The sequence below is a fragment of the Haliea sp. E17 genome (genome assembly GCF_048323675.1).
Classification (GTDB): domain Bacteria; phylum Pseudomonadota; class Gammaproteobacteria; order Pseudomonadales; family Halieaceae; genus Mangrovimicrobium.
Map to the genome: position 1 here is coordinate 96474 of NZ_JBLWFK010000008.1, position 25036 is coordinate 121509.

Annotated in this window: 21 protein-coding genes; 10 read left to right on the top strand and 11 right to left on the bottom strand. The window is 64.6% G+C overall.

Annotated elements, in window-relative coordinates; genetic code table 11:
• Positions 1 to 167: 167 nt before the first annotated feature.
• Positions 168 to 1031, bottom strand: coding sequence for a helix-turn-helix transcriptional regulator (locus ACNKU3_RS19065; protein WP_418261157.1), 864 nt, complete (start codon positions 1029 to 1031; stop codon positions 168 to 170).
• A 494-nt stretch (positions 1032 to 1525) separates the two neighbouring features.
• On the opposite strand from ACNKU3_RS19065, the gene ACNKU3_RS19070 reads away from it, so the two are divergent.
• The 4 genes from ACNKU3_RS19070 to ACNKU3_RS19085 all read left to right on the top strand — a co-directional run bounded on the left by ACNKU3_RS19070 (position 1526) and on the right by ACNKU3_RS19085 (position 5467).
• Positions 1526 to 2335 (top strand): SDR family NAD(P)-dependent oxidoreductase, encoded by an 810-nt coding sequence (locus ACNKU3_RS19070; protein ID WP_418261158.1) that lies wholly within the window; start codon positions 1526 to 1528, stop codon positions 2333 to 2335.
• A 19-nt stretch (positions 2336 to 2354) separates the two neighbouring features.
• Entirely contained in the window at positions 2355 to 3377 is a 1023-nt protein-coding gene (locus tag ACNKU3_RS19075) for a zinc-dependent alcohol dehydrogenase (RefSeq protein ID WP_418261159.1), read from the top strand.
• Position 3378: 1 nt separating this feature from the next.
• The gene (locus ACNKU3_RS19080) at positions 3379 to 4620 is read left to right on the top strand and encodes an alkyl sulfatase dimerization domain-containing protein (protein WP_418261160.1); all 1242 of its coding nucleotides are present in this window, start codon (positions 3379 to 3381) and stop codon (positions 4618 to 4620) included.
• Positions 4621 to 4684: 64 nt separating this feature from the next.
• Positions 4685 to 5467, top strand: coding sequence for an esterase/lipase family protein (locus tag ACNKU3_RS19085; RefSeq protein ID WP_418261161.1), 783 nt, complete (start codon positions 4685 to 4687; stop codon positions 5465 to 5467).
• Here ACNKU3_RS19085 and ACNKU3_RS19090 read toward each other — a convergent pair.
• The 3 genes from ACNKU3_RS19090 to ACNKU3_RS19100 are packed head-to-tail and all read right to left on the bottom strand — an operon-like array spanning position 5445 to position 9506.
• Positions 5445 to 6701, bottom strand: coding sequence for an LssY C-terminal domain-containing protein (locus tag ACNKU3_RS19090; protein ID WP_418261162.1), 1257 nt, complete (start codon positions 6699 to 6701; stop codon positions 5445 to 5447). The two genes, ACNKU3_RS19085 and ACNKU3_RS19090, sit on opposite strands and share 23 nt — an antisense overlap.
• Positions 6701 to 7969, bottom strand: coding sequence for a hypothetical protein (locus ACNKU3_RS19095; RefSeq protein ID WP_418261163.1), 1269 nt, complete (start codon positions 7967 to 7969; stop codon positions 6701 to 6703). The genes ACNKU3_RS19090 and ACNKU3_RS19095 overlap by 1 nt, the downstream gene beginning before the upstream one ends.
• A complete protein-coding gene (locus ACNKU3_RS19100; protein WP_418261164.1) occupies positions 7956 to 9506 on the bottom strand; it encodes a phospholipase D-like domain-containing protein in 1551 nt (516 codons plus the stop codon). Before ACNKU3_RS19100 ends, ACNKU3_RS19095 begins: the two co-directional genes overlap by 14 nt.
• Positions 9507 to 9700: 194 nt before the next feature.
• On the opposite strand from ACNKU3_RS19100, the gene ACNKU3_RS19105 reads away from it, so the two are divergent.
• Entirely contained in the window at positions 9701 to 10621 is a 921-nt protein-coding gene (locus ACNKU3_RS19105) for an EamA family transporter (RefSeq protein ID WP_418261165.1), read from the top strand.
• A gap of 39 nt (positions 10622 to 10660) precedes the next feature.
• Here ACNKU3_RS19105 and ACNKU3_RS19110 read toward each other — a convergent pair whose 3' ends face one another.
• Positions 10661 to 12130 carry a sulfatase gene (locus ACNKU3_RS19110; protein ID WP_418261166.1) on the bottom strand — a complete coding sequence of 490 codons (1470 nt, stop codon included), beginning with the start codon at positions 12128 to 12130 and terminating at the stop codon, positions 10661 to 10663.
• A gap of 58 nt (positions 12131 to 12188) precedes the next feature.
• On the bottom strand, positions 12189 to 14174 hold the full coding sequence (locus ACNKU3_RS19115; protein ID WP_418261167.1) for a glycoside hydrolase family 3 C-terminal domain-containing protein: 1986 nt from the start codon (positions 14172 to 14174) through the stop codon (positions 12189 to 12191).
• A gap of 182 nt (positions 14175 to 14356) precedes the next feature.
• On the opposite strand from ACNKU3_RS19115, the gene araC reads away from it, so the two are divergent.
• Positions 14357 to 15532 carry an arabinose operon transcriptional regulator AraC gene (gene araC / locus ACNKU3_RS19120; protein ID WP_418261168.1) on the top strand — a complete coding sequence of 392 codons (1176 nt, stop codon included), beginning with the start codon at positions 14357 to 14359 and terminating at the stop codon, positions 15530 to 15532.
• A gap of 64 nt (positions 15533 to 15596) precedes the next feature.
• On the opposite strand, the gene ACNKU3_RS19125 is transcribed toward araC, so the two are convergent.
• From ACNKU3_RS19125 to ACNKU3_RS19135, 3 genes are read right to left on the bottom strand one after another with little or no spacing between them, the layout of a single operon-like run.
• On the bottom strand, positions 15597 to 16313 hold the full coding sequence (locus ACNKU3_RS19125; protein WP_418261169.1) for a hypothetical protein: 717 nt from the start codon (positions 16311 to 16313) through the stop codon (positions 15597 to 15599).
• Complete coding sequence (locus ACNKU3_RS19130; protein ID WP_418261170.1) at positions 16310 to 17221, bottom strand: hypothetical protein; 912 nt, start codon at positions 17219 to 17221, stop codon at positions 16310 to 16312. The genes ACNKU3_RS19125 and ACNKU3_RS19130 overlap by 4 nt, the downstream gene beginning before the upstream one ends.
• A gap of 28 nt (positions 17222 to 17249) precedes the next feature.
• A complete protein-coding gene (locus tag ACNKU3_RS19135) occupies positions 17250 to 18179 on the bottom strand; it encodes a sulfotransferase domain-containing protein (protein WP_418261171.1) in 930 nt (309 codons plus the stop codon).
• A 186-nt stretch (positions 18180 to 18365) separates the two neighbouring features.
• Here ACNKU3_RS19135 and ACNKU3_RS19140 point away from each other — a divergent pair, with 186 nt between their 5' ends.
• From ACNKU3_RS19140 to ACNKU3_RS19155, 4 genes are read left to right on the top strand one after another with little or no spacing between them, the layout of a single operon-like run.
• Entirely contained in the window at positions 18366 to 19502 is a 1137-nt protein-coding gene (locus tag ACNKU3_RS19140; protein WP_418261172.1) for an ABC transporter ATP-binding protein, read from the top strand.
• Positions 19499 to 20416: an ABC transporter permease subunit gene (locus ACNKU3_RS19145; RefSeq protein WP_418261173.1), complete on the top strand. Its 918-nt coding sequence runs from the start codon at positions 19499 to 19501 to the stop codon at positions 20414 to 20416. The genes ACNKU3_RS19140 and ACNKU3_RS19145 overlap by 4 nt, the downstream gene beginning before the upstream one ends.
• The gene (locus ACNKU3_RS19150; protein ID WP_418261174.1) at positions 20406 to 21248 is read left to right on the top strand and encodes an ABC transporter permease subunit; all 843 of its coding nucleotides are present in this window, start codon (positions 20406 to 20408) and stop codon (positions 21246 to 21248) included. Before ACNKU3_RS19145 ends, ACNKU3_RS19150 begins: the two co-directional genes overlap by 11 nt.
• A gap of 37 nt (positions 21249 to 21285) precedes the next feature.
• Positions 21286 to 22383, top strand: coding sequence for an extracellular solute-binding protein (locus ACNKU3_RS19155; RefSeq protein WP_418261175.1), 1098 nt, complete (start codon positions 21286 to 21288; stop codon positions 22381 to 22383).
• A 160-nt stretch (positions 22384 to 22543) separates the two neighbouring features.
• Here the strand turns inward: ACNKU3_RS19155 and ACNKU3_RS19160 are convergent, their stop codons facing one another.
• Positions 22544 to 23788 carry a cytochrome P450 gene (locus ACNKU3_RS19160; protein ID WP_418261176.1) on the bottom strand — a complete coding sequence of 415 codons (1245 nt, stop codon included), beginning with the start codon at positions 23786 to 23788 and terminating at the stop codon, positions 22544 to 22546.
• A 5-nt stretch (positions 23789 to 23793) separates the two neighbouring features.
• Entirely contained in the window at positions 23794 to 24942 is a 1149-nt protein-coding gene (locus ACNKU3_RS19165) for an LLM class flavin-dependent oxidoreductase (RefSeq protein ID WP_418261177.1), read from the bottom strand.
• Positions 24943 to 25036: the final 94 nt, after the last annotated feature.

Consider the following 25036-nt stretch of genomic DNA (forward strand, 5'->3'; position numbering starts at 1 on the left):
GATATTAGAAATCCATATTTGGTATGAGGATTTATCCGGGATTTATCTAGGAATTATTCCTAGACGATCAGAAACGTGACGCGCTTAACATTTTTTGGCGCCAGACCCATACCCGGGGTTTAACTGGCGGAGTTGGCACTCACTGCCCCCCCTTTTTGACGCCGGGTTCAGTGCAGGCTGAGCAGGCGCTCCCGGTACTGCCCCGGGGTCTGCCCGGTATCGCGGCGGAAGGCGTAACAGAAGCCCGAGGGGGAGGCAAAACCCAGGGTGTGGGCGGTGGCCTTGATGCTGAGCCCGCTCGCCAGCAGCTGCCGCGCCCGCTCCAGCCGTACGGCGGCCATGTAGTCCCCCAGGGAGGTGCCGCGGGAGCTGCGGAAACCGCGGGTGAGCTGGCGCACGGAAATCCGGCACAGGGTCGCGAGCTCGGCCAGGCTGGGCTGGATATCGTCGTCGCGCAGGCGCTCATCGATCAGGCGCAGGCGCCAGGGAGCGAGCCCCCCGGCGGGGGACGGATCGTCGACGCTGGCGCTGTAGCGGCGCAGCTCCAGCGACAGCTGTGCGGTGATCAACTCGACCATGGTGTCGCTGGCAAAGCCCGGGTGGCGCAGTTCCTCCGCCAGCCGCAACATCAGGCCGTGGACGTTGCCGTCGGCGATGTCGAGGTTGGCCTTGAGGTGGCGATCGGTCCAGCACATCTCGCCCTCGAACCACTCCCGCAGGCCCTCGGCGTTGAGGTGGCAGAGCACCGAACTCTGCCGGTTGTTGCCGTCGCTGCGGGTCTGCAGGGCCTCACCGGCGGGCAGCAGGAAGGCCTTGCCGAGGCGCTCGAAATGGCGCGCGCTCCAGCGCTCGCAGTAGCGGGCGCGGGCGTTGTTGGGGCGCGGGGTCAGGCAGAAATCCAGCCAGCAGGCGTCCTGGCGCTGCAAGACGTTGTCCACCGGGCCGTCGATATCGAAACGGACCAGTTGGGCGGTCGCCGCCGGCACACTGACCTCGGCCTCGACCTGCATGTTATAGGATGCCTGGGCCATGGCCGGCACCTCCTGGAGCAATTTGCGCTGCTTGCGGGGTGGGCCAGTATACCTTCTTTAGGTACCGGGGGTTCATTACCAGAAATTAGGGTTGTCGTTCGAGGTGCATGCACGATGCTGGAGGTGATTCGCCCTGTCGCCGAGCGTGAAACGGAAGCTGCCTGCTGGAACACGCCAAAAAGCGCACATCCCTGTGCAGGCTCGGGTGGCGACGTCCTGTCGCCACACGGTTCCAGCAGGCAGCTTCCGTTCCACACTCTACCTTCGGCACGGGATTCAAAATCGCCGCTTGAGCAACCGGGGCCACCCTCTTCCGGCTACTGATAACCATCACATCGTCCTTGCCGTCCCCAAATGTCCTGATATCGCCACCGCGGCCAGCCCTCGACATCGACACCGGTTGAACCGACACCCCGCCCAGAACAAACTAGGGTGTTGAATACCAATTGCAGAAACACGCCGGTCGCAGAGCCGGCCGTAACGGAGGAAATAACATGAGCAAGGGTTTATTCGATCTCAGCGGCAAGGTTGCGCTGGTCACCGGCGGTAACAGCGGCCTCGGCCTCGGCTTCGCCCGCGGCATCGCCAAGCAGGGCGGCGACGTGGTCATCTGGGGCCGCAACGCGGAGAAGAACGCCGCAGCGGTGGAGGAACTGCAGTCCTATGGCGTACGCGCTGCCGCTCGTTCGGTCGATGTCTCCTCGCAGGAAGCCGTCATCGAAGGCTTTGACGCGGTTCTGGCAGAGTTCGGCCGCATCGACACGGTGATCGCCAACGCCGGCATGCCGCCCAATACCCGCTCGGTATTGACCGCCACCAAAGAGGAAATGGATACCCTGCTGGCGACCAACATGCACGGTGCATTCTATACCCTGCAGGAAGGCGCCAAACGCATGGTGGCGCGCTCGCAGGCGGGCGAACCCGGCGGCTCGCTGATTTTCTGCGGCAGCCTGTCGATGATGCAGGGTGTACCGGGCATCGTGTCCTACGCTGCCGCCAAGGGCGGCATCGGAGCGGTGATCCGTTGCATGGCGGTGGAACTCGGGCCCCACGGCATCCGCGCCAACACTATCGCGCCCGGCTACATCAAGACCGGTTTCTCCGGCGGCCGCGACGACGGTGCCGTGCAGCCCGAGGAAGAGTGGTCGGACCTCGACAAGTATTTCGTGACCAAGAATGCCATCCCCCGCCCCGGTTTCCCGGCGGACTTCGAGGGCATCGCGGCCTACCTGGCCAGCGACGCCTCGGCCTGGCACACCGGCGACACCATCGTTATCGATGGCGCTTCGCTGATCAAACTCTAAGGCCCGGGAGGACGCTCGCATGAGACAGGTACTGAATATTCACGAGGTCGACGACGTGCGCCTCGACCAGATCGAATCGCCCACCCCCGGCAGCAGGGACGTACTGGTCGATGTAAAGGCCTGCGGCATCTGCGGCTCGGACCTCAGCTACATCAAGTGGGGCGGCATCATGCGCCAGCCCGGCGGGGTCACCCCCATCGGCCACGAGGCGGCCGGTGAAATCACCTATGTCGGCGCCGAGGTGGAAGGCGTCAGCGTGGGCCAGCGGGTGGTGATCAACCCCATGATGACCCCCAGCATGATCGGCAGCGGCGGCCCGGAAGGCGCCTTCACCGACAAGCTGCTGGTGGCGGACGCGCGGGTCGGCGACAGCCTGCTGCCGATCCCCGACGACCTGCCCTACGCCATCGCCGCGCTGGCGGAACCGCTGGCGGTGGCCCTGCACGGGGTCAACCGCGCCGAGGTCAAGCCCGGCGACAAGGTGGTGGTCTTCGGCTGCGGCCCGATCGGCCTGGGCATGGTGTTCTGGCTGAAGGAGCGCGGCATCAACGATGTGGTGGCGCTGGACCTCGCCGAGGAGCGCCTGGAGCGCGCCCGCGCCATCGGCGTGCAGGCGGCCTTCAATCCCACCGAGGTCAACCTGACGGAAAAGCTCTACGAACTGCACGGGCGCACCCGTATCCTCAACCGCGAGGCCGTGGGCACCGACGCCTTCATCGACGCGGCGGGCGCGCCGAACATCGTTCCCGACGTCATCGGCATGGCCAAGTTCCACGCCCGCATGGTGATCACCGCCGCCTACATGCGGCCGGTGGAAGTGCCGCTGGGCGCCATGCTGACCACCGAGATGACCATTACCACGGCCATGGGTTACCCCGACGAGATGCCCGAGGTGGTTGCCGCGCTGCCCCGGGTACAGGACAAGCTGGGGCCGATGATCAGCCACCACTTCCCGCTGGAACAGGTGGTGGAAGCGCTGGAAGTCGCCCGCAACCCGGCCTCCGCCAAGGTGATGATCGATATCAACGGGGGCGATGCCTGAGATGAGCGAGCAGAATAAGGAAGATAAACCACTACTCGCCTCCCTGGTCCAGGCCGGTGAACAGCAGACCGAAGCCGTCGCGATCACCGACTACATCCACATGGCGAAGGACATCTCCAACGCCTACCTGGTCAACACCGCGGACGGCGATGTGCTGGTCAACACCGGCTTCATGGGCAGCACCGAGCGCAATCGGGCACTGTTCGCACCGGTGCGCAGCGGGCCCCTGCGTAAGATCGTGCTGACCCAGGCCCACGCCGACCACTACGGCGGCGTTCCCGCGTTTGTCGAAGACGGCACGCAGATCGTCGCCGGCGAGGGTTTCACCGCAACCTTCGACTACTTCCAGATGCTGGACGACTACCTGCGGCGGCGCTCCGGGGTGCTCTGGTCCGGTACCGTTTCCGGCCGCAACCTGGAAGTGCCCAGGGTGGTACCGGATCTGGAAGTGGCCGGCCGGCAGGCTTTCGAGGTGGGCGGTCGCCACTTCGAGGTCATCCATACCCCGGGCGGCGAATCACTGGATTCCGTGGTGCTCTGGCTACCGGATGACGGGGTCGTGTTCACCGGCAACCTGTTCGGCCCGGTATTCCTGTCCATGCCCAACCTGAGCACCGTGCGCGGCGACAAGCTGCGCTCGGCGCAGCGCTACCTGCGCTCGCTGGAAGCCGTGCGCGACCTCGGCGCGCAGACGCTGGTCACAGGCCACGGCGAGCCGATTGTCGGCGCCGACAACGTACGCGCCGGCCTCGACAAGATGCACGCGGCGGTTTCCTGGGTCCACGACGAGACCGTGAAAGGCATGAACGCCGGCAAGACGGTGTCCGCCCTGATGCAGGAAATCCAGTTGCCCGAAGACCTGAAGATCGGCGAGTTTCACGGCAAGGTCTCCTGGGCCGTGCGCAGCGTGTGGGAGGAATACACCGGCTGGTTCAAACTGGAAACCCCCGCGGAGATGTACCCGGTACCGCGGGACAGCGTGGATGTCGACCTGGTGGAACTCGCCGGCGGCCCCGGCGCCCTCGCCAGCCGGGCGCAGCAAAAGCTGGAGGCCGGCGAAGTTGTGCAGGCCCTCCATCTCACCGATATCGCGCTGGCCGCCGCGCCGGGCTCCGCCGCCGTGCTGGCGGTGCGGGCGCAGGTCCTGCAAAGCCTGTTGCAGCAGTCCGGGGGCAGCAACCTCAGCGAGGTGATGTGGCTGAAAACCGAGCTGGGCAAGACCGAGGCCGGCCTGGCGGGCTAGGCACCCGCGCACTGCTATACTCTGCCCCCAGCGCCGCTGGCGACGAGGAGGCAGAGTAGGCTACATGTGGAAAGTGATCCTGCTGGCGCTGCTGGCGCTGGCCCCCGCCGCGGCCGGCGCAGCCACGTCGGCCGCGCCCGCACAGTGCGTGATACTGCTGCACGGCCTGCTGCGCAGCGAGCTGTCGATGCTGGCGGTGGCCTGGAAGCTGCAGGACGCGGGCTACGCCGTCGCCAATGTCACCTACCCCTCCCTCACCCGGCCGATTCCCGAACTCGCGCAGATCGCGGTCAACGCAGGGCTCGCCGAGTGCCGCGAACAGGGCCTGTCGCGCTTTCACTTCGTCACCCACTCCCTCGGCGGCATCCTGCTCCGCGAGTACCTCAGCCACACGGACATCGAGGGGCTGGAGCGGGTGGTGATGCTCGGCCCGCCCAACCAGGGCAGCGCGCTGGCGGACTACGTCCAGGGCATCGACTTCATCCAGCCCCTGGCGCCCCAGGCCATCGCCCAGCTCGGCACCGGGGAGGCATCGGTGCCGCGGCAGCTGGGACCGGTGGACTTCGAGCTCGGGGTGATCGCCGGTACCATGGCCGGGCTCTCGCCACTGCCCTGGGTGCTGCAGGGCCCGAGCGACGGCACCGTCACCGTCGAGGAGACCAGGGTGGCGGGCATGGTCGACTTTATCGAACTCGACGCCAGCCACTCGTTCATCATGTGGAACGCCGATGCGCTGCAGCAGGTGCTGTATTTCCTGCAGCAGGGGCATTTCGATCACCAACCAAAAGACGCACCGGCCGCCGCTGCGCACCGCGCACCGGACTTCAGTCCCCGATCCGGCCCGTAGCGTAGGGCGACAGGTCGAGTGGCACGATCTCGTCCAGCGCGGTGGGCGATCCGGACAGCCACATCACCATGCGCCTGCCGTCGGTAAAATAGGGATCGCCCGTGAGGTTGCCGCGGGGCTCGTCATAGGCGGCAGCGCCGACACCACCCACGTAACCGAACTGCACCAGGGACTGGGAGTAGCCCATGTCCTCGAGCAGGAACTCGCGGGTCTCGTCCACGTCCGGGTCGATCTTGTGGGTAGTGATGGTGCGCCAGGTGAAGTGCACGCCGATATCCCGGCTGATCTGGCCGATCCACACCGGTTTGCCCTCATGGACCAGCGGGGTGAGCCAGATCCGCAGGTGGTTGCGCTCGTTGATGCTGCTGCGGGCGCGCTGCAAGGCGACATCCTGCGGGCGCCCGAAAACGTACAGCGCGCTGACCGGCGAGTAGCGGTAGCGCTCCCCACCGATTGCCGAGGCCGCGGTTTTCAGCAGGCTGCTGCCGTAGATGGTCTCGGTCTCGTCCCAGCCGGCGCGCATGAAGGCGTAGTAGAGGTCGGAGATCTCGCCGACCAGCACCAGGTTGAGGGGGTCACCGCGGTCCTCGCCGCTGGCGTCGCGGACGCAGCAGGGGAATTGTTCCAGCGCCGCCACCAGCGCCGGCAGCTCCAGTTCACGGCGCTGGTCGGCGGGGTAAAGGCCCTGCAGGTCGACCTCGTAGTGATCCAGTTTGAGGCCCGGCACCGGCACGAAAAAGCTCATCCGGTAGGGCTCGCTGCCACCCACCACGTCGACGTTGAAGGACTTGGTACCCTCGTCCACCCGGGTAAAGATATAGCCCGAGCGGGTGCTCTGGGGCGGCACCACCACGCGGTTGATGGAGCGCCGCTCCAGTTGCTCATCCGCGGACTCCCCCCCCGACTCCCGGGAGCGGGACATCGCCTCGCGCGCGGAATAGTAGCCGGGATCCATGCCCATGGGCGTGAGAAAACGGAATTCATCACTCCCGTTGACCACCTCCACCCAGACCGGCTGTACGTTGTCGGCGTAGAGGTCGACGCCGAATATCTGCCGGGTCTCCTCGGCGCTGGGCACTGCGACGCTGACCTTCAGCGAGCCCCTTTGCTTTTCCTGCAGGCGGTCGTTCGGCGGATCAACCTGGGTGCCGGGCAGCGGCTGGCCCCACCCCGCGGCGGCCAGCAACAGGCCCGCCAACAGGCAGGACAGGGAGCGAGCGCGGCGCAGGGCCATCAGTAGTCCACTCCCGACGGGAGTTCGAGGCGGTAGAGAACGCGGGTTTCATCCAGCGCCACGGGGGCTTCGGAGAGCAGGAAGACATTGCGGTCGCCGTCGGTGAAGTAACCGACACCGTCGAAGGTCAGCAGCGGTTGTTCCTCGGTGGAGCGGCCGACCCCGGCCACCAGGCCAAAGCCGGCGAGCGACTGGTTGTACCAGAGGTTCTGCAGCAGGAAGCGCCGCGCGCTGTCGATATCCGCGGCGACACTCTCGCGCATGAAGCGGGAGAGCAGCGCGGAATCGCGAATGGAGCGATCGCCCGCCAGGGTCTTGAGGAGACTGTCCTCGAATTCCCGGTAGTAGACCTGGCCGACCCACACCGGCTGGCCCTCGACCCGCCAGGGCGCCAGCCACAGGTGCAGGTTGATCTGTTCGTTGCCGTCGGGGCGATTGAGATAGAAAATCCCGTCCGGCCCACGCCCGCGGAATTGATGCTGGCGAGCCTGCAGCGTCTTCTCGCTATCCAGCCGGGTTTCCCGCCAGTCGCCGCGCAGCAGGGCGCGGCGCAGCGCCAGCGGCGTCGCGATCATCACCACGTTGAGCGGGCCACCATCAGTGGCCTGGTCGGGTCCATTGGCGCAGCAGGGCAACTGTTGCTCCACTACGTCCTTCAACCCGGCATAGTCGAGATCGACGATCTCGCCCGGCGGGTAGAGTCCGGCAAAATCCACCGAGCGGTAGTCCGCCTCGAAACCGGGCATCGGGACGAAAAAGGTAAAACTGTGGTTCTCCCCGGCGCTGAAGATATCCAGGTTGAAACCCTTGGTGCCCGGCTTCAGGTGGGTGAACACCAGGCCGGAGTTCACCGCACCGGGCAGCACCACCCGCCGCAGGCCGTTGTCGTGAAACCAGCGCTCCATATCCGCGTAGCCGCTGGCGCTGAACCCCGAGCGGTTCATGTAGGCAACCTCGATCGGGGAGAAGTAGTCCTTGTCCACGCTGCGCAGGACCACCCGGGCGTTCTTGTCCCCGCTGTTTTCCACCCGCAGCCATACCGGCTGGATGCCTTGGGCGTAGAGGTCGAGGCCGGTCAGGGCCTCGGTTTCGGCCGCGTCGGGCACCGCGGCGGTAACCGTCACCGTCCCGTCTGACTGGCTGATGCTGCGGGAGAGAAAACCGGAACCGGCCACCGCCTGGCCGCGGAAAGGATGAATCCCGCAGCCCGCCAGTGCGGCCACCAGCAGGAGCGTGCAGAGAAGTCCGCGTGCGCTAGTACTGGTCACGGGGCCCCAGTTTCATCAGCAGGTTCATGACCCGCTGCATGCCGTCGCGGGCCGGCTGGCTGTCGCGGATCTCGCTGTCGTTCTGCCAGCGCAGCTCCCCCTCATCGTTGAGGAACACGTGCCAGGCATTGGCGCCGGACATGTCGCGCTCGATCACCGCCGCCATGTCCGCGGCGAGGGCGGGCGAGTCGACGATCGCCCCCATTTCGGTGTTGATTTTCGCCGAGCGGGGATCGAGGTTCATGGAACCGACGAAGACATAGCGGCGGTCCACCACCGCGGTCTTGCTGTGCAGGCCGGTAAACTTCGCCTGCACCGGGGCCACGTCCACCACCGTCGACTGGATCGCCGGGTCGGAGCGGAATTCGTAGAGGTCCACCCCGGCGCGGATGAAGTCGTCGCGCCAGGGTTCGTAGTGGCTGTTCACCGCCGGGACGTCGTGTGAGGCGAGTGAATTGGTCAGTATTTTCACGTCCACCCCGCGCTCGCCAAGCTCGCGCAGGAAGTCGACGCCCGCCTGGCCCGGAATCACATAGGCGTTCATGATCAGCAACTCGCTCTGGGCGAGGCCGAAGAAATTGAACATGGTGGAGACCAGGTTCTGTTCGATCTGCTCCGCGGCTGTCTCGTCGAAGATGATCCGGCTGGTGCCGATACGAAGGTCACTGGCGTGGTCGCGGATCTCCGCCGACCAGTCCTGCGGCTGGCGCGGGAAGCGCTCCAGTTGCGGCGCGGTGGCATTGCTGCGGGTAATCGACTCCCACTGGGCTGCGGCGATTTCCGGGTCCGGTTTAGTCGTCAGGTGCTGCGCCGATACCACCCAGTCGCTGTTCCAGAAACTGTCGAACATGGCATTGGCCTGGGCGGCGATGTGCCCGACACCCAGCAGGTCGGTATCGTGGAAGTTGTAGGTCTCATTGAGGCCGAAGTAGTGGTCGCCGAGGTTGCGACCGCCGATCACCACCGCCCGGCCGTCGGCGATCATCAGCTTGTCGTGCATCCGCGTGTTGAGGCGCTCCATCTCGGCCAGCATCTGGCCCGCCCGCTCCACCAGGCTGGAGCGCTCCGACCAGGGATTGAAAATACGGAATTCGATATTCGGCTGCGCCTCGAGGTTGGCGATGACCTGGTCGTGGCCCTGCAACAGCAGGTCGTCGACAATCAGGCGCACCTTGACCCCGCGCTGTGCCGCCAGCACCGCGCGCTCGAGGATCAGCTTGCCGCTGTTGTCCGGGTACCAGAGGTAGGTCTGGATATCCAGCGAGGAGACCGCCGAGTCGATCAGGGCGAGGCGCCAGTGGAGGCTGGAGTAGCTGCTGTCGAGGAGGCGGAACCCCGAACTGTCGGCGCCGTGCTGCGCCTCGATGTCGCGGGCCACTTCCGCCAGCAGGCCAGCCTGCGCCGGCGGCAGGGCGTCGTCCTGGGGAGGCTGTACCGCGGACTTTTCCAGACCCCGGGTAGAGCACCCGCCCAGCAGGACCAGCCCCGCTAACGTCATGACCAGGCCAATCCGGCGGCAGTATCCCGTCACTGGCATTCCCGCATTTCCCATCGGCGCCCTCCGCGAGGCTGTTGAATTCTTTTTCCAGGCCCATTAGTAAATAGCAAACGCAGCGCCAGCCTGCCAGCAGGACTTTTTTTCCAGCGCCAACCTGTGTACTGTGCCCGGCCACACACCGCGGCCAGGCGATGCCGGGCGCGGGTGAACCTTCGCACACGGTTGCTCGCGCCATGGCTCCTCGAGACTTGCTCACCGCCCTGCTGGTCATCCTGCTCTGGGGCATCAACTTCGTACCCACCAAGGTCGCGCTGGAGGACTTCAGCCCCCTGCAACTGGGTGCCCTGCGCTTCCTGCTGGTGGGTGTTTCGCTGGTCCTCTGGATACCCCGGCCACAGGTTCCCCTGCGCTGGCTGCTGCTGTTCGCGCTGAGCCAGGGGGTGGGCCAGTTCGGCCTGCTGTTCTATGCGCTGCAGGCGGGAATGACTGCAGCCATGGCCTCGGTACTGATGCAGACCCAGATATTCTTTACCGCCCTGCTCGGCGTCAGCCTGCTGGGGGAGTCGATCTCCCGGGCCCTGATGCTCGGCATGGCCGTGGCCGGCGCCGGGCTGCTGTTCTTCGCCGCCGATGTCGCCGCCGGGGAACAGTTTCCGCTGGATGCCGCCCTCGGTTTCCTGCTCACCCTGTGCGCGGCTGCGATGTGGTCCGTGTCGAATATCGTGGTGAAGAAAATCCACGGCATGAACCCCGGTTGCCCGCCCGCCCTCCTGCTGGTGTGGGGCAGCCTGGTGTCGGGGCTGGTATTCGCCGCCCTGTCCCTGTTGACCGAGGACTACAGCGGCGGCTGGCGCTGGCTGGCCGACGTCGGCCCGCGCAGCTGGCTGTCGGTACTCTACGCCGGCTGGCTGGCCGGCGGCCTGGCCTTCTGGCTGTGGACCGTACTGCTGACCCGCTATCCCGCCAGCCAGGTGGCGCCGTTCTCACTGGGGGTGCCGGTGGTCGGCATGTTTGCCGGCATCGTGGTGCTGGGCGAGGAGGTCTCGCGGTTGCAGTGGATCGGCTCCGCGCTGGTGATGGCGGCGCTGGTGATCGTGGTCGCCAGTTCGCGCCTCACCTTACTCAGGTTGCGGCGGCGCTACAAAGCTGATTGATCTCCACTGGGGCCGAATCGACCGGCAGTGACTTAAAGGTCACCGCCAGCCACGGGGGTTGGTACGCATTTCCTCCCGTTTATCGCCGTAGGCATTCCGCAGGCGATGCAGCGCTTCCGGGTAGCGGTCGCTGGTGTCATAGCTCTCCCCGGGATTGCCTTGCAGGTCGAACAGCCACGCTTTCTGCGGCACCGGAAAGCCGAAGCCCAGTTCATCGGTACTGTAGGCGACCGGCAGTTCCGCGCGGTACTTGAAGCGCTGGTCGCGCGCGGCGAACAGCGTCACGCCATCGTAAAAGTAAAGAAACTCATGGGGCGATGGGGCGCCATCCACCAATAGCGGGAGAATACTGCGGCCATCCAGCTCACGGTCTTCGGGCGGCGGCAGGTCGAGCATATCGAGGATAGTCGGCAGGAGGTCAGTGCCCATAGCCATTGCCGGCTCAACCCGTCCGCCGGCAATGCCCGCCGGCCACTGTACGATCATGGGCACCCGCATGCCCCCCTCGAAAGTGCTGCCCTTGCGTCCACGGCGACTCCCGGTATCGCCGAGGAACCAGGGGCCATTGTCCGAGCTGATGACGATCAGCGTGTTTTCCAGCTGGCCGCGTTGTTCGAGCGTCGAGACCAGGTCGCCGACACCCTCGTCGAGTTCCTCCAATACGTCACCATACAGGCCCGCAGCGGACTTTCCACGGCGCTCGTCCGCGACCGAAAGAGGGTCATGGGGAAAATTGTGGGCCAGGTAGAGGAAAAATGGCCGGTCGTCCTCGCGCTGTAAAAATGCTTTCACTTCCTCCTGGTAGTAGCGGGAAAGATTGCGCTGATCGACCGGCGCGGGTATCGCCTCCTCGCGATTCCGGTACAGCGCGAAAGGCCGCATGTCGTTGCTGTAGAGCGAGCCGAAGAAATACTCGAAACCGAAATCGTTGGGCAGGGAGGGGCTCCTGTCGCCGAGATGCCACTTGCCTACCATCGCGGTCCGGTAGCCACTGGCGAGCAGCACATCAGCCAGGGTGATTTCCTCCGCCGGCAGGCGCTCGGGATTGCCGGGGTTCATCACTTTGTGGCCCGCCAGGTCCTCCAGGCTCCCGGAGGGAAACACCACATAGGGCAGGCCCGCCCGCGGCGCCAGGCGCCCGGTCAGGAAGCCGGCTCGCGAGGGCGTACACACAGGCGACGGCGAGTAGAACTGGGACAGCGTTACACCCCGCTGCGCAATCGCATCTATATTGGGAGTGCGAATCAGGTCGGGATTACTGACCCCGGCGCCGATATCGCCATAACCCATATCGTCGTAGAGGATAAACACGATATTCGGTCGCGGCCCCGCTGGCTGCAAGCCTTCCAGCCGTTCCAGGTACTGGCGCTTCAGGGCCAGGTGCGCTTCGCTGTCTTCCTGCTTGTAGCTGAGGACGCGATACGCGACAAATAACGCGAACACCAGTAGCGCCAGTACCGCCGTCACCAGCAGCGATTTCAGAACAGCGCGTATCCACCTGGCAATCATGATTAAACTCCGCTTCTGTTATTGGACCAAGGTCATCTTGGCTGGGTAATCGGGTCTATCAGCCGTAGAGGACTGACGAGGACAACCGGGTATCACGGGAGGACGCGCCGAGCCGCAGGGCGTACTGTCCCGGGTCGCAACGCCAGGCGTTTGTCTGCTCGCACCAGTAGGCCAGCGCTTTTTCCTCCAGCCGGAATTCGACCTCACGAATCTCGCCGGGCTGCAAAAACACCTTCTGGAACGCTTTCAGTTCCTGTGGCGGGCGCGGCACCCGCGGCGCCTGCGGTGCAAGGTATAACTGCACCACCTCTGCACCGGCCACCGCACCGGTGTTTTCCAGTTTCAGTGCAACGGTTAGCGTCTCCCCCGGTTGCCAGTGAGCGTTCACTGCAAGGTCCCGGCAGGTAAAGCTGGTGTAGGACAAGCCGTGGCCGAAAGGGAACAGGACATCCAGGTGTTCGCGGTCGAAATGACGGTAGCCGACAAAAACGCCCTCGTCGTAATGAACAGTAGCGCTATCACCAGGATACTGACGTTCACTGCCATGGGCGGGGCTGTCGCCGAGCGAGCGGGGAAAGGTCACCGGCAGCTTGCCCGACGGGTTTACCTTGCCGAACACAATATCGGCAATGGCCCTGCCGCCCTCCATCCCCGGGTACCACGCCATCAATATCGCGGCCACATCCTCTGCCCAGTCCATTTCCAGCGGGCTGCCGCTCACCAGGACCACGATAGTCCTCGGGTTGGCCGCAGCAGTCTCCCGGATCAACTGTTCCTGCTCTGCCGGCAGCCTCATGGTCTGGCGGTCCCTGCCCTCACAGTCACCGTGAACCCGGTGCCCGAGCCCGGCGAAGACAATCGCCGCATCGGCCCGGCTGGGGTCCTCCACTACCCGGCATCCCGGCCCCAGGGCGTCCCTGATGCCCTGCAGGGGCGTGATTTCATAGGGCGACCAGACACCCGCGCTACCGCCGTAAAGCGGGCGGCAATTGCGCTTACTGGCGCGCGGCCCGAGTACCGCAATGCGCTGACAGGTGTCATCCAGGGGCAGGGCCTGATTCGCATTCTGCAGCAGGGTGATGCTCTCCGCCGCCATGCGGTAGGCCAGTTCCTGGTGTGCCGGCGTGTTGCGCTGCCCGGCGGCCCGGCTGACCGTGGCAGTGCGTGACCAGACGCGCAACAGGGGCGCCAGCGCGGCATCCACCTCCTGCGCGGTGAAGTCGCCCTGCTTGAACTCGCGCAGCAGGCTGGCACGGCGATACCGCAAACCGCCGAGGGGCATTTCCAGGTTCAGGCCGGCCTTCAGGCAACTTGCCCCGGAGCGGGTGCGCCGGGCGGCAAACCAGTCAGACACCACGAACCCGCGAAAACCGTATTCGCGGCGCAGCCGCTGCTGGAGAAGATCCCCATTCTCACAGCAGGCATCGCCGTTGACCCCGTTGTAGGCTGCCATTACCGACCACACATCCGCCTCGCGCACCGCTGCTTCGAACACCGGCAGGTAGATTTCGCGCAGCGCCCGTTCGCTGACCTGCACCGTGATCCTGCTGCGCTGCGCCTCCTGGTTGTTGACGGCAAAGTGCTTGATACAGGCAGCGATACCCTGGGACTGAATTCCGCGAACCAGCGGTACCGCGAGCCGGCAATTGAGCAGGGGATCCTCGGTAAGATATTCAAAGGTGCGACCGTTCAGCGGGGTGCGGCAGATATTGACCGCCGGCCCCAACAGCACGTGGGCACCGACAGCGATCGCCTCCCGTGCCATCGCAACGCCGAACTCACCTGCCAGGTCGGGGTTCCAGGAAGCGCCGAGGGCAATTCCGGTGGGGAAGGCCGTGCAGCGTCTGAGCGACGAATGCCAGCCGATTCCACGCGGGCCGTCCACCAGTTTCATGGCCGGCAGACCCAGTTGGGCAAGCGACCGGGTCCTGAACAGGCCCTTGCCCGCCAGCAGTGACAGCTTGTCATCGAGGGTAAGCCGAGACAGCATCTCCTCCACAATCTGTTCGCGGTCGCCGTGCTCGCTGGAATTTTCGCCGTCCAAGAATCGCCTCCCCCTGTGGTTGTTGGATCTGCTGCGCGCCTCCGGGACCCGGATCGGGTCCTGAGGCGCTCACGGGCACAAGGATAACGGCAGGCAGCACATGACTAAAAGATCGAACCCTGTCCTTGAATTGATCATTCCTGCTATATTTTCAGAATATAGCAGGATAAATTAACCAAAAAATGGCAAAAACGTCTGACACATCCCCTGTGCGGCTGGCAGCCGGGAGCCTGTACCGCTGGTATCTCGACCGCGAGACCACAGAACAGGCCGCAGCACGGCTTCACCGCTGGCTCAGCTCCGGCGCCGGCGACAATCCCCTGACCGCCGTTGACATCGACCTGCTGCTGGCCCGTGTGCGCGCGGACGCCAGTTTCTCCCAGCGCCGCAGTTCGCTGCTGGCTCGCTGGAAAGACGCCATGGCAGCCTGCGGCGGCAGGCCCGACGGGGAACTCGCCCGGCAGTTCCTGCACGCCTGGCTCGAGGAGCAGGACCACGGCCTCCTGTTCAACCAGAGCCTTCTTGCGGGCGTCACCCGGGCAGTCGCCGGGGAACTCGGCGATATCACCACCTTTCTCTACGACCGCCGCAGTTTCTGGACCCTGCATTTGACACTGCAGGGCGGCGCTACCTATACCTCGGATTGTGAACTGGAGGTGTCCGCGGGTAATCTGGTCCTGATCGCGCCAGACGCCCGCTGCCATTACCAGCGGGCCGCGGATTGCGACGAATGGGTACACGCATGGGTTATTTTCCAGCCCCGCGAAGACTGGCTGGAGTGGTTGCAGTGGCCCTCGCCCACCGCGGGATTGCACGCCTGCCCCCTCGACGATACGGCGTTATTCACATTGACTGAACAATTGATGGCCGATATCCGCGCGGCCTCGCAGGAGGGAGGCCGGTTCAGCGCCGCCCTCGGGACCAACCTGCTCGAGCAGCTTCTGCTGCGCGTCGCCACTGTTCATTTGGCCGATCTGGGCTACCAGGGTGATCCGCGCGTTGGCCGCGCCTGTGACATTCTGCGTGAACGACTGGACGATCCCCCGACAGTGGAAGCGGTGGCCCGGCATTGCCACCTGTCTCCGTCGCGAATGGCGCACTTGTTCAAGCAGGAAATGGGGATCAGCATGCAGCAGTTTCGCATCCGCCTGCAGATGCAACTGGCGAGGGAACTGCTGGTGACCACCCGCATGCCAGTGGAGCGGATAGCAATGCAGGCCGGTTATGGGGATCGTGCCCGTTTCAGCCGCGCATTCCGCAAATTCAACGGCTGCAGTCCGCGGCGTTTCCGCCAGCAATACATTCCCCCCGGGGAGACACTGCGGAACGGGACGAACAGGATCCGGCGACAAGCCTGACCCGGGAAGTGCAGGGTGCCCCGCAATCCCGGCCCGGTTTCCACGGCCGGGCGGCCCCGCCCTGCTAGAAACGCTGGACCTGTTTACCGACGACGCGATCGCGTACTTTCCAGAACAGGCTGTCGGGATTGATCACCACGATGAATACCCGGCGCAGGCGTCCCTCGGGGCACTCGATCGGGCGCACCGCGTGCCAGGAGCGGTCGCTGCGCAGCATCAGGGCGCTGTAGTTGCCGATGGACGCGACTTCGTGGATGGCGGCGAAATCCTCGAGGGCCGGGGCGGAGTTGAATTCGATCCTGCCGCCATCATCGAGCACCAGGGTCGAACCACCCCAGGCCGGGTCCCAGTCCTCTTCGGAGTTGAAATAGAACAGGTGGGAACCGTGCTCCCGGCGGGCATCGCAGTGCGGCGAAACGTCGCAGCCGGCGGGCGTGTAGTGCCAGTGGAAGCGGAATTCCACCTTGTTCGCCCCGAGCAGTCGGGCGACCTGGTTGCGGTAGGCGTCGCTGCACAGTTCGCCGATGAATTCCTGCCAGGGCTGCGGCACCGGCATCCCCGGCTCATATTCGAGCGAATAGCGATCATGGGGCGCCTGCCCGGCGCGGCGTTCGTAGCCGAACTTCTTCTCGAACAGCTCCAGCGGCGGCATGTTGTCCAGCAGGGCCTGGAAGCCCGCGTCCGTGAGCAGGCCGCGCGGGTTGAAGTAGGGATAGGGTTTGACCGCGAGAAAATCGTCGCGGCCGAGCTTTTCCAGCACCCCGATGTCGAGGTAGTTCATGCGGCGTGCGCCTCCAGCGGAGCAGTTCTCTCGAGGACCTCGAAAGCATCGTGACGGATATGGTTCTTGCCGATTTCCTCGCGTACCAGGGCTTCGCTGACCTGCCCGGAGTCCAGGCATTCGCGCAGCAGGCCGAAGAACAGCTGTTCCTGCTGGCGATCGGGGTGCTCGCGATAGGCGCCGAGCAGGCCGTACTCGCCGAACACTTTCGCCCGCAGGCGGTTCAGCGAGGCCAGCAGCGGCTTGTCCCTGAATTTGTCCGCCGGGGTGTAATCCACCGGCAGCCCGGTTTTCCAGGGCTGGGTACGGCGCTTGGTATTGTGCAGCAGGCGGGTATTGGCGTCGAGGTGGTCGAAGTCGTTCCAGCAGGGCTCGAGGAAGCCGATATTGGCCGGGTCTTCATAGGCCAGCACCATCCACTCCTTGTAGTCCTTCCTGAACTCGAACAGTTCGGCGAACTCGGCCTCCGCGTCCCAGTGGCGCAGCCGCGCGCAGTCCATCAGCATCACGGAAGTGGCGACCTGGCGCGACTTGCCCTCCTTGTCCGAGCGATGCCGTCCCATCACCGCCGCGCCGCCCATGTCGCGATTGAACAGCTCACAGACATCGCCGACCGCGAACACATCCGGGTCGGTGAGCAGCGCCCTGCCCTGCCAGTTCATCAGCTTCGGCGGCAGGAAGCGCATCGGGGTGAAGGACTGCAGGTCGTCCATGCGCCAGACGCGGGAGGTGCCGCCGCGCAGGAAGCTCTGCCCCTCGCGCGCCGCCAGCCAGGGCTGGTCGCGGGTATGGATGAACCGGATATCGAAGCTGTCCGGGTCGCTCGCGTTGCGGCGAAACGAATGGGCGGCCACCAGCGCACCCAGCCACTGGCGTTCGTTGGTGTGGATGAAAACGCACTGCTCCACGCTCGATCCTCCTGTGTCGCTATTGCGATCAGACCGCGAGTTTATCCTGTTCGGCACTGGTGTAGCCAAAGCCGGGCAGCAGGCTGGCATCTACCATGGCGTCCAGCTCGGCCACCTGGGCGTCGTCGAAATAATCCTTGTAGCCGCCCACCTTGGCCTTGCGCACCTTGAAGGTGTTGGGGTCGTTGACGTCCTTGGCCTGCACCCGGCTGCCGCTGCGCCAGAAGTAGTTCTCCTGCTCTTTCTTGCGCAGGTTCTCCACCGAGGCGAACTCCGCGGTATCACGCAGGAACTCGTCCTTCGCCTCCATGCCAAGGAACTCGACAATACGCGCCATCTGCGCTTCCGGATCGCTGCGCAGGTCTTCGTAGCGTACCACCAGCAGTTGCCTGATTTTCGGCAGCTCGCGCGCCCAGGCGTTCATGAAGTCGATGATGTGCGACAGCCCCTGGTTGGGGTCCTTGACGAAGTCGTACACCGAGATATCCGCCTCGTGGGCCGGGTACTTGTTCATCGCCTTCTTCTCCGGGCGCATGCGGTACTTCCACTGGAAGAACTGCGATACCGCCACGTCCTGGGGCTTGCGCACCAGCAACACGGTCTTCTTGTCGTAGAAATCCGCCTTGGAATCCACGTTACCCGTAAAACCGCGCAGGTAGTTGTCGTGGGTAAAGAAAATCCGCGGGATATCGCTGTTCAGGCGGGTGTAATTGTCGAAACCCATGAGGATGTTGTCGGGCAGCTGGTACATCAGCTGGTAGTAGCGGGAGATCATCACCCGCACCCAGGTGCGACCGCTCTTGCCGTAGGAGGCGAATATGTACTCGCAGCGCTGGTACTTCCAGTACTCCTCCCGCCCCCGGCGCCAGCGCTCCAGGCGGTGTGCCTGCGCCTCGGGAAGAAAGACGCAAATTAGGCGCACCAGCCACTTGGTCAGGCGCTTGACGATCATATGCATGGGCGGTCCCCGGCTGGAGCTGGCTAAAGCGCCGTACTTTAGCGGTTGGGGAGCGCTTTCTCAATATAGAAGGACGATTGCCCGCGGCCGTAAATATGGTCGTTTTACCGCGCTCGGAATACTGCTCAGCCGGGCCCGTTTATTGCTAGTATTAGCTCTGGTTGCCATTACAGAGTCTCATAACCCATGCCCAACAAGGTTGCTGCCGACAACAGCGCCAACCCGACTCCGAGCCCAAGGCTCGAATTGCGCAATGTCGTCAAGGATTTCGACGGCTTCCGCGCCGTCGACGATGTCAGCCTGAGCATCCAACGGGGTGAAATCTTCGCCCTCCTCGGTGCATCCGGCTGCGGCAAATCCACCCTGCTGCGCATGCTGGCGGGCTTCGAAACGCCCACCGAGGGCGAGATTTACCTCGACGGCACGCTGCTCAACCCGATTCCGGCCCACGAACGGCCGCTGAACATGATGTTCCAGTCCTATGCGCTGTTCCCGCACATGACGGTGGAAGAAAACATCGCCTTCGGGCTCAGCTACAACCGGCTGAGCAAGCCCGCCATCCGCCAGAAGGTGGGCGAGGCGCTGGAACTGGTGCGCATGACCGCCTACGCGAAACGCAAGCCGCACCAGCTCTCCGGCGGCCAGCAGCAGCGCGTGGCCCTGGCCCGCAGCCTGGCCAAGGCCCCCACCCTGCTATTGCTCGACGAACCGATGGGCGCGCTGGACAAGAAGCTGCGCTCGCAGATGCAGCTTGAGATTGTCGACATCATCGAGTCGGTGGGGGTGACCTGCGTGATGGTGACCCACGACCAGGAAGAGGCCATGACCATGGCCACCCGCATCGGCATCATGGACGCCGGGGTCATCCGCCAGGTGGGCACGCCGCACGAGATCTACGAACAGCCCAACTGCCGCATGACCGCCGAGTTCATCGGCTCGGTCAACATCTTCGAGGGTACTCTCGACGTCGATGAGGTGGACCACGTGGAGATCGGCTGCCCCGCGCTGGGCGGGACTGTCTACGTCGGCCACGGCATCAGCGGCAGCATCGGGATGGAGCTCGCCTTCGCCCTGCGCCCGGAGAAAATCCGTATTTCGCGGGAGGCCCCCGTCCAGGCCCACAATGTCGCCCACGGCAGGATCGTCGATATCGCCTACCTCGGCAGCCACTCGATCTTCCACGTCGCCCTCCCCAGTGGCAAGGTGGTGATTGCCTCGGAGGCCAATCACCTGCGCGGCACCACTGGTGAAGAGCGGCTGACCTGGGAAGACGAGGTCTGGCTGTCCTGGGAAGAACTGAGCGGCGTGGTGCTCACCTCGTGAAAACGCTTTCCACCTGGAGGAGCGAAAGCTGGGGGAAGCGGCTGGTCACTGGCGCGCCCTACCTGTGGCTGCTGCTGTTTTTCCTCGCTCCCTTCCTGATCGTCATCAAAATCAGCTTTGCCGAGTCGCTGCTCGCGCAGCCGCCTTTCAGCGACCTCGCCAGCTATGCCGACGACGTACTGACCCTGCAGCTGAACCTGTTCAACTATATCGACCTCTACCAGTACGACCTGTACCTGGAGGCCTACCTCAGCTCGCTGAAGATCGCGGCCACCGCCACCGGCATCGCCCTGCTGGTGGGCTACCCCATCGCCTATGCGATCGCGCGGCTGCCGGAGCACTCGCGCAACCTCGCCCTGATGCTGGTGATCCTGCCCTCCTGGACCTCGTTCCTGATCCGCATCTACGCCTGGATAGGGCTGCTCAAGGACAACGGGCTGATCAACAACACCCTGCAGTCCCTGGGCCTGATCGACCAGCCGCTGGTGCTGCTGCACACCAACTTCGCCGTCTACCTGGGTATCGTCTACGCCTACCTGCCGTTCATGGTGCTGCCCATCTACACCAACCTGGTGAAACACGACCGGCGCCTGCTGGAAGCGGCGGCAGATCTCGGCGCGCCGCCGGTGGCGGCATTCCTGCGCATCACCCTGCCGCTCTCCGTCGGCGGGATCGTCGCCGGCTGCATGCTGGTGTTTATCCCTGCGGTCGGCGAGTTCGTCATTCCCGAACTGCTCGGCGGGCCGGACACGCTGATGATCGGCAAACTGCTGTGGGCGGAGTTCTTCAATGCCCGCAACTGGCCGGGCGCCTCGGCGGTGGCCGTGGTAATGCTGTTGTTGCTGATCGTGCCGATCACCATTTTCCAGCGCTACCAGGCGCGGGAGCAGGAGGCGGCGCAAAATGGCCACTGAGCAGAGCGCCGGCTGGCCCACCCGCCTGATCCTCGCCGCGGGCTTCATCTTCCTCTATGCGCCGATCCTCGTGCTGATGATCTACTCCTTTAACGAGTCGCGCCTGGTCACGGTATGGTCCGGATTTTCGACCCGGTGGTACGGGGAACTGCTGAACAACCAGCAGATTCTCGGCGCCGCCTGGATGAGCGTGCGCATCGCCTTCGTCAGCGCCACCTCGGCGCTGGTCTTCGGCACGCTGGCTTCGGTGGCGATCGTGCGTTTCGGCCGCTTTCGCGGCAAGACCCTGTTTACCGGGATGATCACCGCGCCGCTGGTGATGCCCGAAGTGATCACCGGGTTGTCGCTGCTGCTGCTGTTCGTGACCCTCGGCCAGTTGGTCGGCTGGCCCCAGGAGCGCGGCATGGCGACCATCTGGATCGCCCACACCACCTTCAACATGGCCTACGTCTCGGTGGTGGTCTCGGCGCGCCTGCGCGAGTTCGATACCACCCTGGAAGAGGCCGCCATGGACCTCGGCGCCGGCCGCCTGGCGGTGTTCTTCCGCATCACCCTGCCGATCATTGCGCCGGCCCTGTTTTCCGGCTGGCTGCTCGCCTTTACCCTGTCGCTGGACGACCTGGTGATAGCCAGTTTCGTCTCCGGCCCCGGCTCGACGACACTGCCGATGGTGGTGTTTTCCAGCGTGCGGCGCGGTGTCAGCCCGGAAATCAACGCGCTGGCCACGATTCTCGTCGGCCTGGTGGCGTCCGTCTCGCTGTTGAGCTGGTGGCTGATGCGCCGGCGCGAGACGCAGCGGCAGCGCGACATGCAACGCGCCGCCTTGCAGTAAACTGTTTTCCTGTCACTCACAATCGGGAGGACCCTCCGTGAGAACCCTCGTTAAACTCGCAACCGCAGTCGCCATTGCCCTGGCTCCCACCCTTGGCAATGCCGAAGAAAAGGTACTCAACGTCTACAACTGGTCGGACTACATCGCCGAGGACACCCTGGCCAAATTCCAGGCCGAGACCGGCATCAAGGTCACCTACGACGTTTTCGACAGCAACGAGGTGCTGGAGGCGAAACTGCTCTCCGGGCGCACCGGCTACGATATCGTGGTGCCGACCTCGACCTTCCTCGCCCGCCAGATCCGCGCCGGGGTGTTCCAGAAACTGGATCGCGCCAAGCTGCCCAACTACGGCAACCTGGATGCGGGCCTGATGGCAAAACTCGCCGCCCTCGATCCGGACAACGCCTACGCGGTGCCCTACCTGTGGGGTACCACCGGCATCGGCATCAACGTGGACAAGGTCAAGGAACGGCTGGGTGCCGACTTCCCGCTGGACTCCTGGGACATGCTGTTCAAGCCCGAGATCGCGGCGAAACTCGCCGACTGCGGCGTCACCATGCTCGACGCCTACGACGAGATGGTGCCGACGGTCCTCAACTACCTGGGTGAAGATCCCAAGTCCCAGGATGCGGGGTTGATCCAGGGCAAGGCAGCCGAGACGCTGCAGGCCATTCGCCCCTACGTGCGCTACTTCCACTCCTCGCAGTACATCAATGACCTGGCCAACGGCGACGTCTGTCTCTCGGTGGGCTGGTCCGGCGATATCCTGCAGGCGAAGACCCGCGCCGAGGAGGCCGGCAACGGCGTCAATGTCGCGTATATCATCCCGAAAGAAGGCGCCGGCCTGTTCACCGACATGCTGGCGATTCCCACCGACGCCACGCACGTGGAAAACGCCCACACCTTCCTCAACTACCTGATGCGCCCCGACGTCATGGCGGAAATCACCAACTACGTCTGGTACGCCAACGCCATCCCCGCGTCAAAAACTGCTGTCGACGAGGCCATTGCCTCGGACCCCTCGATCTACCCCTCCGAGGAAGTGGCGGCCAAGCTGTTCACCTTCCCGGTCTACGAGCCGCGCGCCGACCGGGTCGGCACGCGTATGTGGACTGCGTTGAAGGCGGGGCGGTAACTTCCTGACGGGGCCCACCGGACGGGGCCAGAGTCAAAGACTCTGGCCCCATTAGTCGCTCCGCCTCCACCTCACTTCGATTCAGGGTTAGTGGTACGCACGGAATGGGGTCAGAGTCGTTGACTCTGACCCCGTTGGTCACTCCGACTCCGACTTTTCTTTATTCCGTATCGAACTCGATCGGCAGGCCGCGCAGGCCCCAGGTTCCGGGGAACGGCCGGTAGCCCAGTGGACCGGGTGAGCGCGGATTGCGCATGCGCCGGGCGATTTCGTGCAGGCCCTCGTGGATCTGGAAGCGGGCGATGTACTGCCCGAGGCAGATATGTGGCCCCAGGCCAAAGGCGATATGCCGGTGCTGCGTCTCGCGCTCCGGGTTGAAGCGGTCCGCATCCGCAGCGTAGCGCTCGTCCCGGGTGGCCACGCTCAGCGGGAACCAGACAATCGAATCTTTCTCCAGCACCACGCCGCGGTAGGCAATATCCCGGTTCAGCACCCGCTGGTTGGAGGTCGTGCTGTGGAAGCGGAAGGTCTCCTCGACCACCTTGCGCGCATAGTCGTAATCCTGCGCGCAACGCTGGTACATCTCCGGCCGGCTCAGCAGTTCCCAGAAGGTGAGCGTGAGCATGTTTTTCGAGGTGTCGTAGCCGGCGACAAACAGGAAGATCAGCAGATCGGCCAGTTCCCGGTCGCTGAGTTCACCCCGCGCATTGGTTTCCAGCAGCAGGTCCAGCAGGTCCGGCTCCCGAGCCCCGCCCGGGCTGGCGCGGCGTTCGGCAATCAGTTCGTCGGCGAATTTCTCCATGGTGATGACACCTTCCTGCATCGCCGGCAGCCAGCGTTTGTCCATGCTGGTGGACAGGCCGATCGCCTCCATGGCGTCGCGCAGCCCGGGGATGACAGCGGGAGAGGCGCCGATCAACCGGCACATCACCGTGATCGGGAACCAGGACGCGAACTCCTCGAAATCGAAAGCGCCCCTGGGCAGCCACTCGTCGAGCAACTCGCCGATCACCTCGCGCATCAACTCGCGCTTTTCGTTGGCCCGCCGCGGCGTAAAGGACGGCGCCAGCACGTCGCGCAGGCGCTGGTGCGGCGGCCCGGAGATACTCAGCATGTGGCGCTCCTGGAAATTGCCCCAGGGGGTACCTTTCGCGTCCATGATCTCGACGATGCCGTCGTACATCATGCGCATGTCGTCTTCCCTGGCGAACAGGTCGCGCATCGCCTGGTAATCGGTGACCACGTAGCCGAGGGGCCAGCGGGCGAGCCAGGGATGCTGCGCCCGCGCCCGGGCGAAGTGGGGGAAGGGGTCCACGGAAAACGCGTCCTCGTCCATCGCCAGCCAGGGCAGTTCCAGGCTGGCCCCCGCTTGCAGCGTCGTCTCCTGTTCCGTCTGTTCGGGCATCGCGCTCACTCCGCCTTGCGACCGGTCTGCTCTTCCCACTTCCTGAAGGCCGCGTCGGCACCTTTCTGCCGCTCGGACTCGAGGCGATCGATGGCGTTGCCGAGGTCGTCGTAGGAGTCCTGCCGATTGCGGTTGGTGCCCGCGAAATGGGGCATGACGAAGCGGGCGTAAAGCTCGTAACTCTTGCGGGTCTCCTCCCAGTCCGCCCAGTTGTGCGCCTGCAGCAGGACCACACCGAACTCGCCCTGCTTGGCCTGCAGCTTCTCGATCATGGCGATTGCATCCGCCGGGGTACCGATCACCGCCCGGCCCGAATTGACCAGGGTGTCCACCGGGTCGCCACTGGACATGCCGCGCATGCCCGCCGGCGCCACGCGGTCGAAGTATTCCACCCACCGGGACAGGCCGTACTCCACGTCCCGGCGCGCCTGTTCGCGGGAATTCGCCAGGTGCATCGGCACCACCAGGCGCAATTTCTGCGGGTCCATGGTCTTGCCGTGTTCGGCGGCGATCTGCCGGGCTATTTTCCAGTTCTCGTCCAGCACATCGAAGCCCGCGCTCTCGGTCGCCGCGACGCAGAGCATACCGAAACCGTGTTTGCCCGCCAGCATACCGCCGGAGGGCGTCACCGCGCTGGCGCAGGCAATTTCCGGGTGCGGCTGGGTATAGGGCAGGATGTGGGCGCGGGCCTTGTTCAGCTTGTACCAGGAAGTCTCGTGGGTCACTTCCTCGCCCATCAGCAGCGGTACGAGGATCTCCGCCACTTCGGTCAGTTTTTCCCGCAGGCTTTTCACCTCCACACCGATCATGTCGGCATCGGTGGGCAGCAGGCCGGGCCCAATGCCGAACATCGTGCGGCCCAAGGTCATGTGGTCGAGTTGGAGTATGCGGTTCACCACCATCAGCGGGTTGTGGTAGGGCATGGAGACGACGCCGGTGCCCAGGCGGATGCGACTGGTGCGCTCGGCGGCCGCGGCGATCATCAGTTCCGGCGAACAGATGGTTTCCCAGCCGGTGGAGTGGTGTTCACCGAACCAGGCTTCGGCGAAACCCAGCTTCTCGACCCATTCGACGATCTCGACATCGCGGCGCAGGGCGATGGTGGGGCTTTCAGTGACATCGTGATAGGGCGCTATAAACAAGCCGTGCCGCACGGTGGATTCCTTTTATGCCGACCGGCGGGCCCGCACGCACTATCCGCGGGGCCTGCTGGTACCTGTTATGTTTTTGGTCAGTGCAGCTTCGATC

What these genes read in the sequence shown, in the direction of transcription:
- ACNKU3_RS19065 (WP_418261157.1), bottom strand. Translation starts at nt 1,031, where the DNA reads ATGGCCCAGGCATCCTATAACATGCAGGTCGAGGCCGAGGTCAGTGTG.
- ACNKU3_RS19070 (WP_418261158.1), top strand. Translation starts at nt 1,526, where the DNA reads ATGAGCAAGGGTTTATTCGATCTCAGCGGCAAGGTTGCGCTGGTCACC.
- ACNKU3_RS19075 (WP_418261159.1), top strand. Translation starts at nt 2,355, where the DNA reads ATGAGACAGGTACTGAATATTCACGAGGTCGACGACGTGCGCCTCGAC.
- ACNKU3_RS19080 (WP_418261160.1), top strand. Translation starts at nt 3,379, where the DNA reads ATGAGCGAGCAGAATAAGGAAGATAAACCACTACTCGCCTCCCTGGTC.
- ACNKU3_RS19085 (WP_418261161.1), top strand. Translation starts at nt 4,685, where the DNA reads ATGTGGAAAGTGATCCTGCTGGCGCTGCTGGCGCTGGCCCCCGCCGCG.
- ACNKU3_RS19090 (WP_418261162.1), bottom strand. Translation starts at nt 6,701, where the DNA reads ATGGCCCTGCGCCGCGCTCGCTCCCTGTCCTGCCTGTTGGCGGGCCTG.
- ACNKU3_RS19100 (WP_418261164.1), bottom strand. Translation starts at nt 9,506, where the DNA reads ATGCCAGTGACGGGATACTGCCGCCGGATTGGCCTGGTCATGACGTTA.
- ACNKU3_RS19105 (WP_418261165.1), top strand. Translation starts at nt 9,701, where the DNA reads ATGGCTCCTCGAGACTTGCTCACCGCCCTGCTGGTCATCCTGCTCTGG.
- ACNKU3_RS19110 (WP_418261166.1), bottom strand. Translation starts at nt 12,130, where the DNA reads ATGATTGCCAGGTGGATACGCGCTGTTCTGAAATCGCTGCTGGTGACG.
- araC (WP_418261168.1), top strand. Translation starts at nt 14,357, where the DNA reads ATGGCAAAAACGTCTGACACATCCCCTGTGCGGCTGGCAGCCGGGAGC.
- ACNKU3_RS19125 (WP_418261169.1), bottom strand. Translation starts at nt 16,313, where the DNA reads ATGAACTACCTCGACATCGGGGTGCTGGAAAAGCTCGGCCGCGACGAT.
- ACNKU3_RS19135 (WP_418261171.1), bottom strand. Translation starts at nt 18,179, where the DNA reads ATGCATATGATCGTCAAGCGCCTGACCAAGTGGCTGGTGCGCCTAATT.
- ACNKU3_RS19140 (WP_418261172.1), top strand. Translation starts at nt 18,366, where the DNA reads ATGCCCAACAAGGTTGCTGCCGACAACAGCGCCAACCCGACTCCGAGC.
- ACNKU3_RS19150 (WP_418261174.1), top strand. Translation starts at nt 20,406, where the DNA reads ATGGCCACTGAGCAGAGCGCCGGCTGGCCCACCCGCCTGATCCTCGCC.
- ACNKU3_RS19160 (WP_418261176.1), bottom strand. Translation starts at nt 23,788, where the DNA reads ATGCCCGAACAGACGGAACAGGAGACGACGCTGCAAGCGGGGGCCAGC.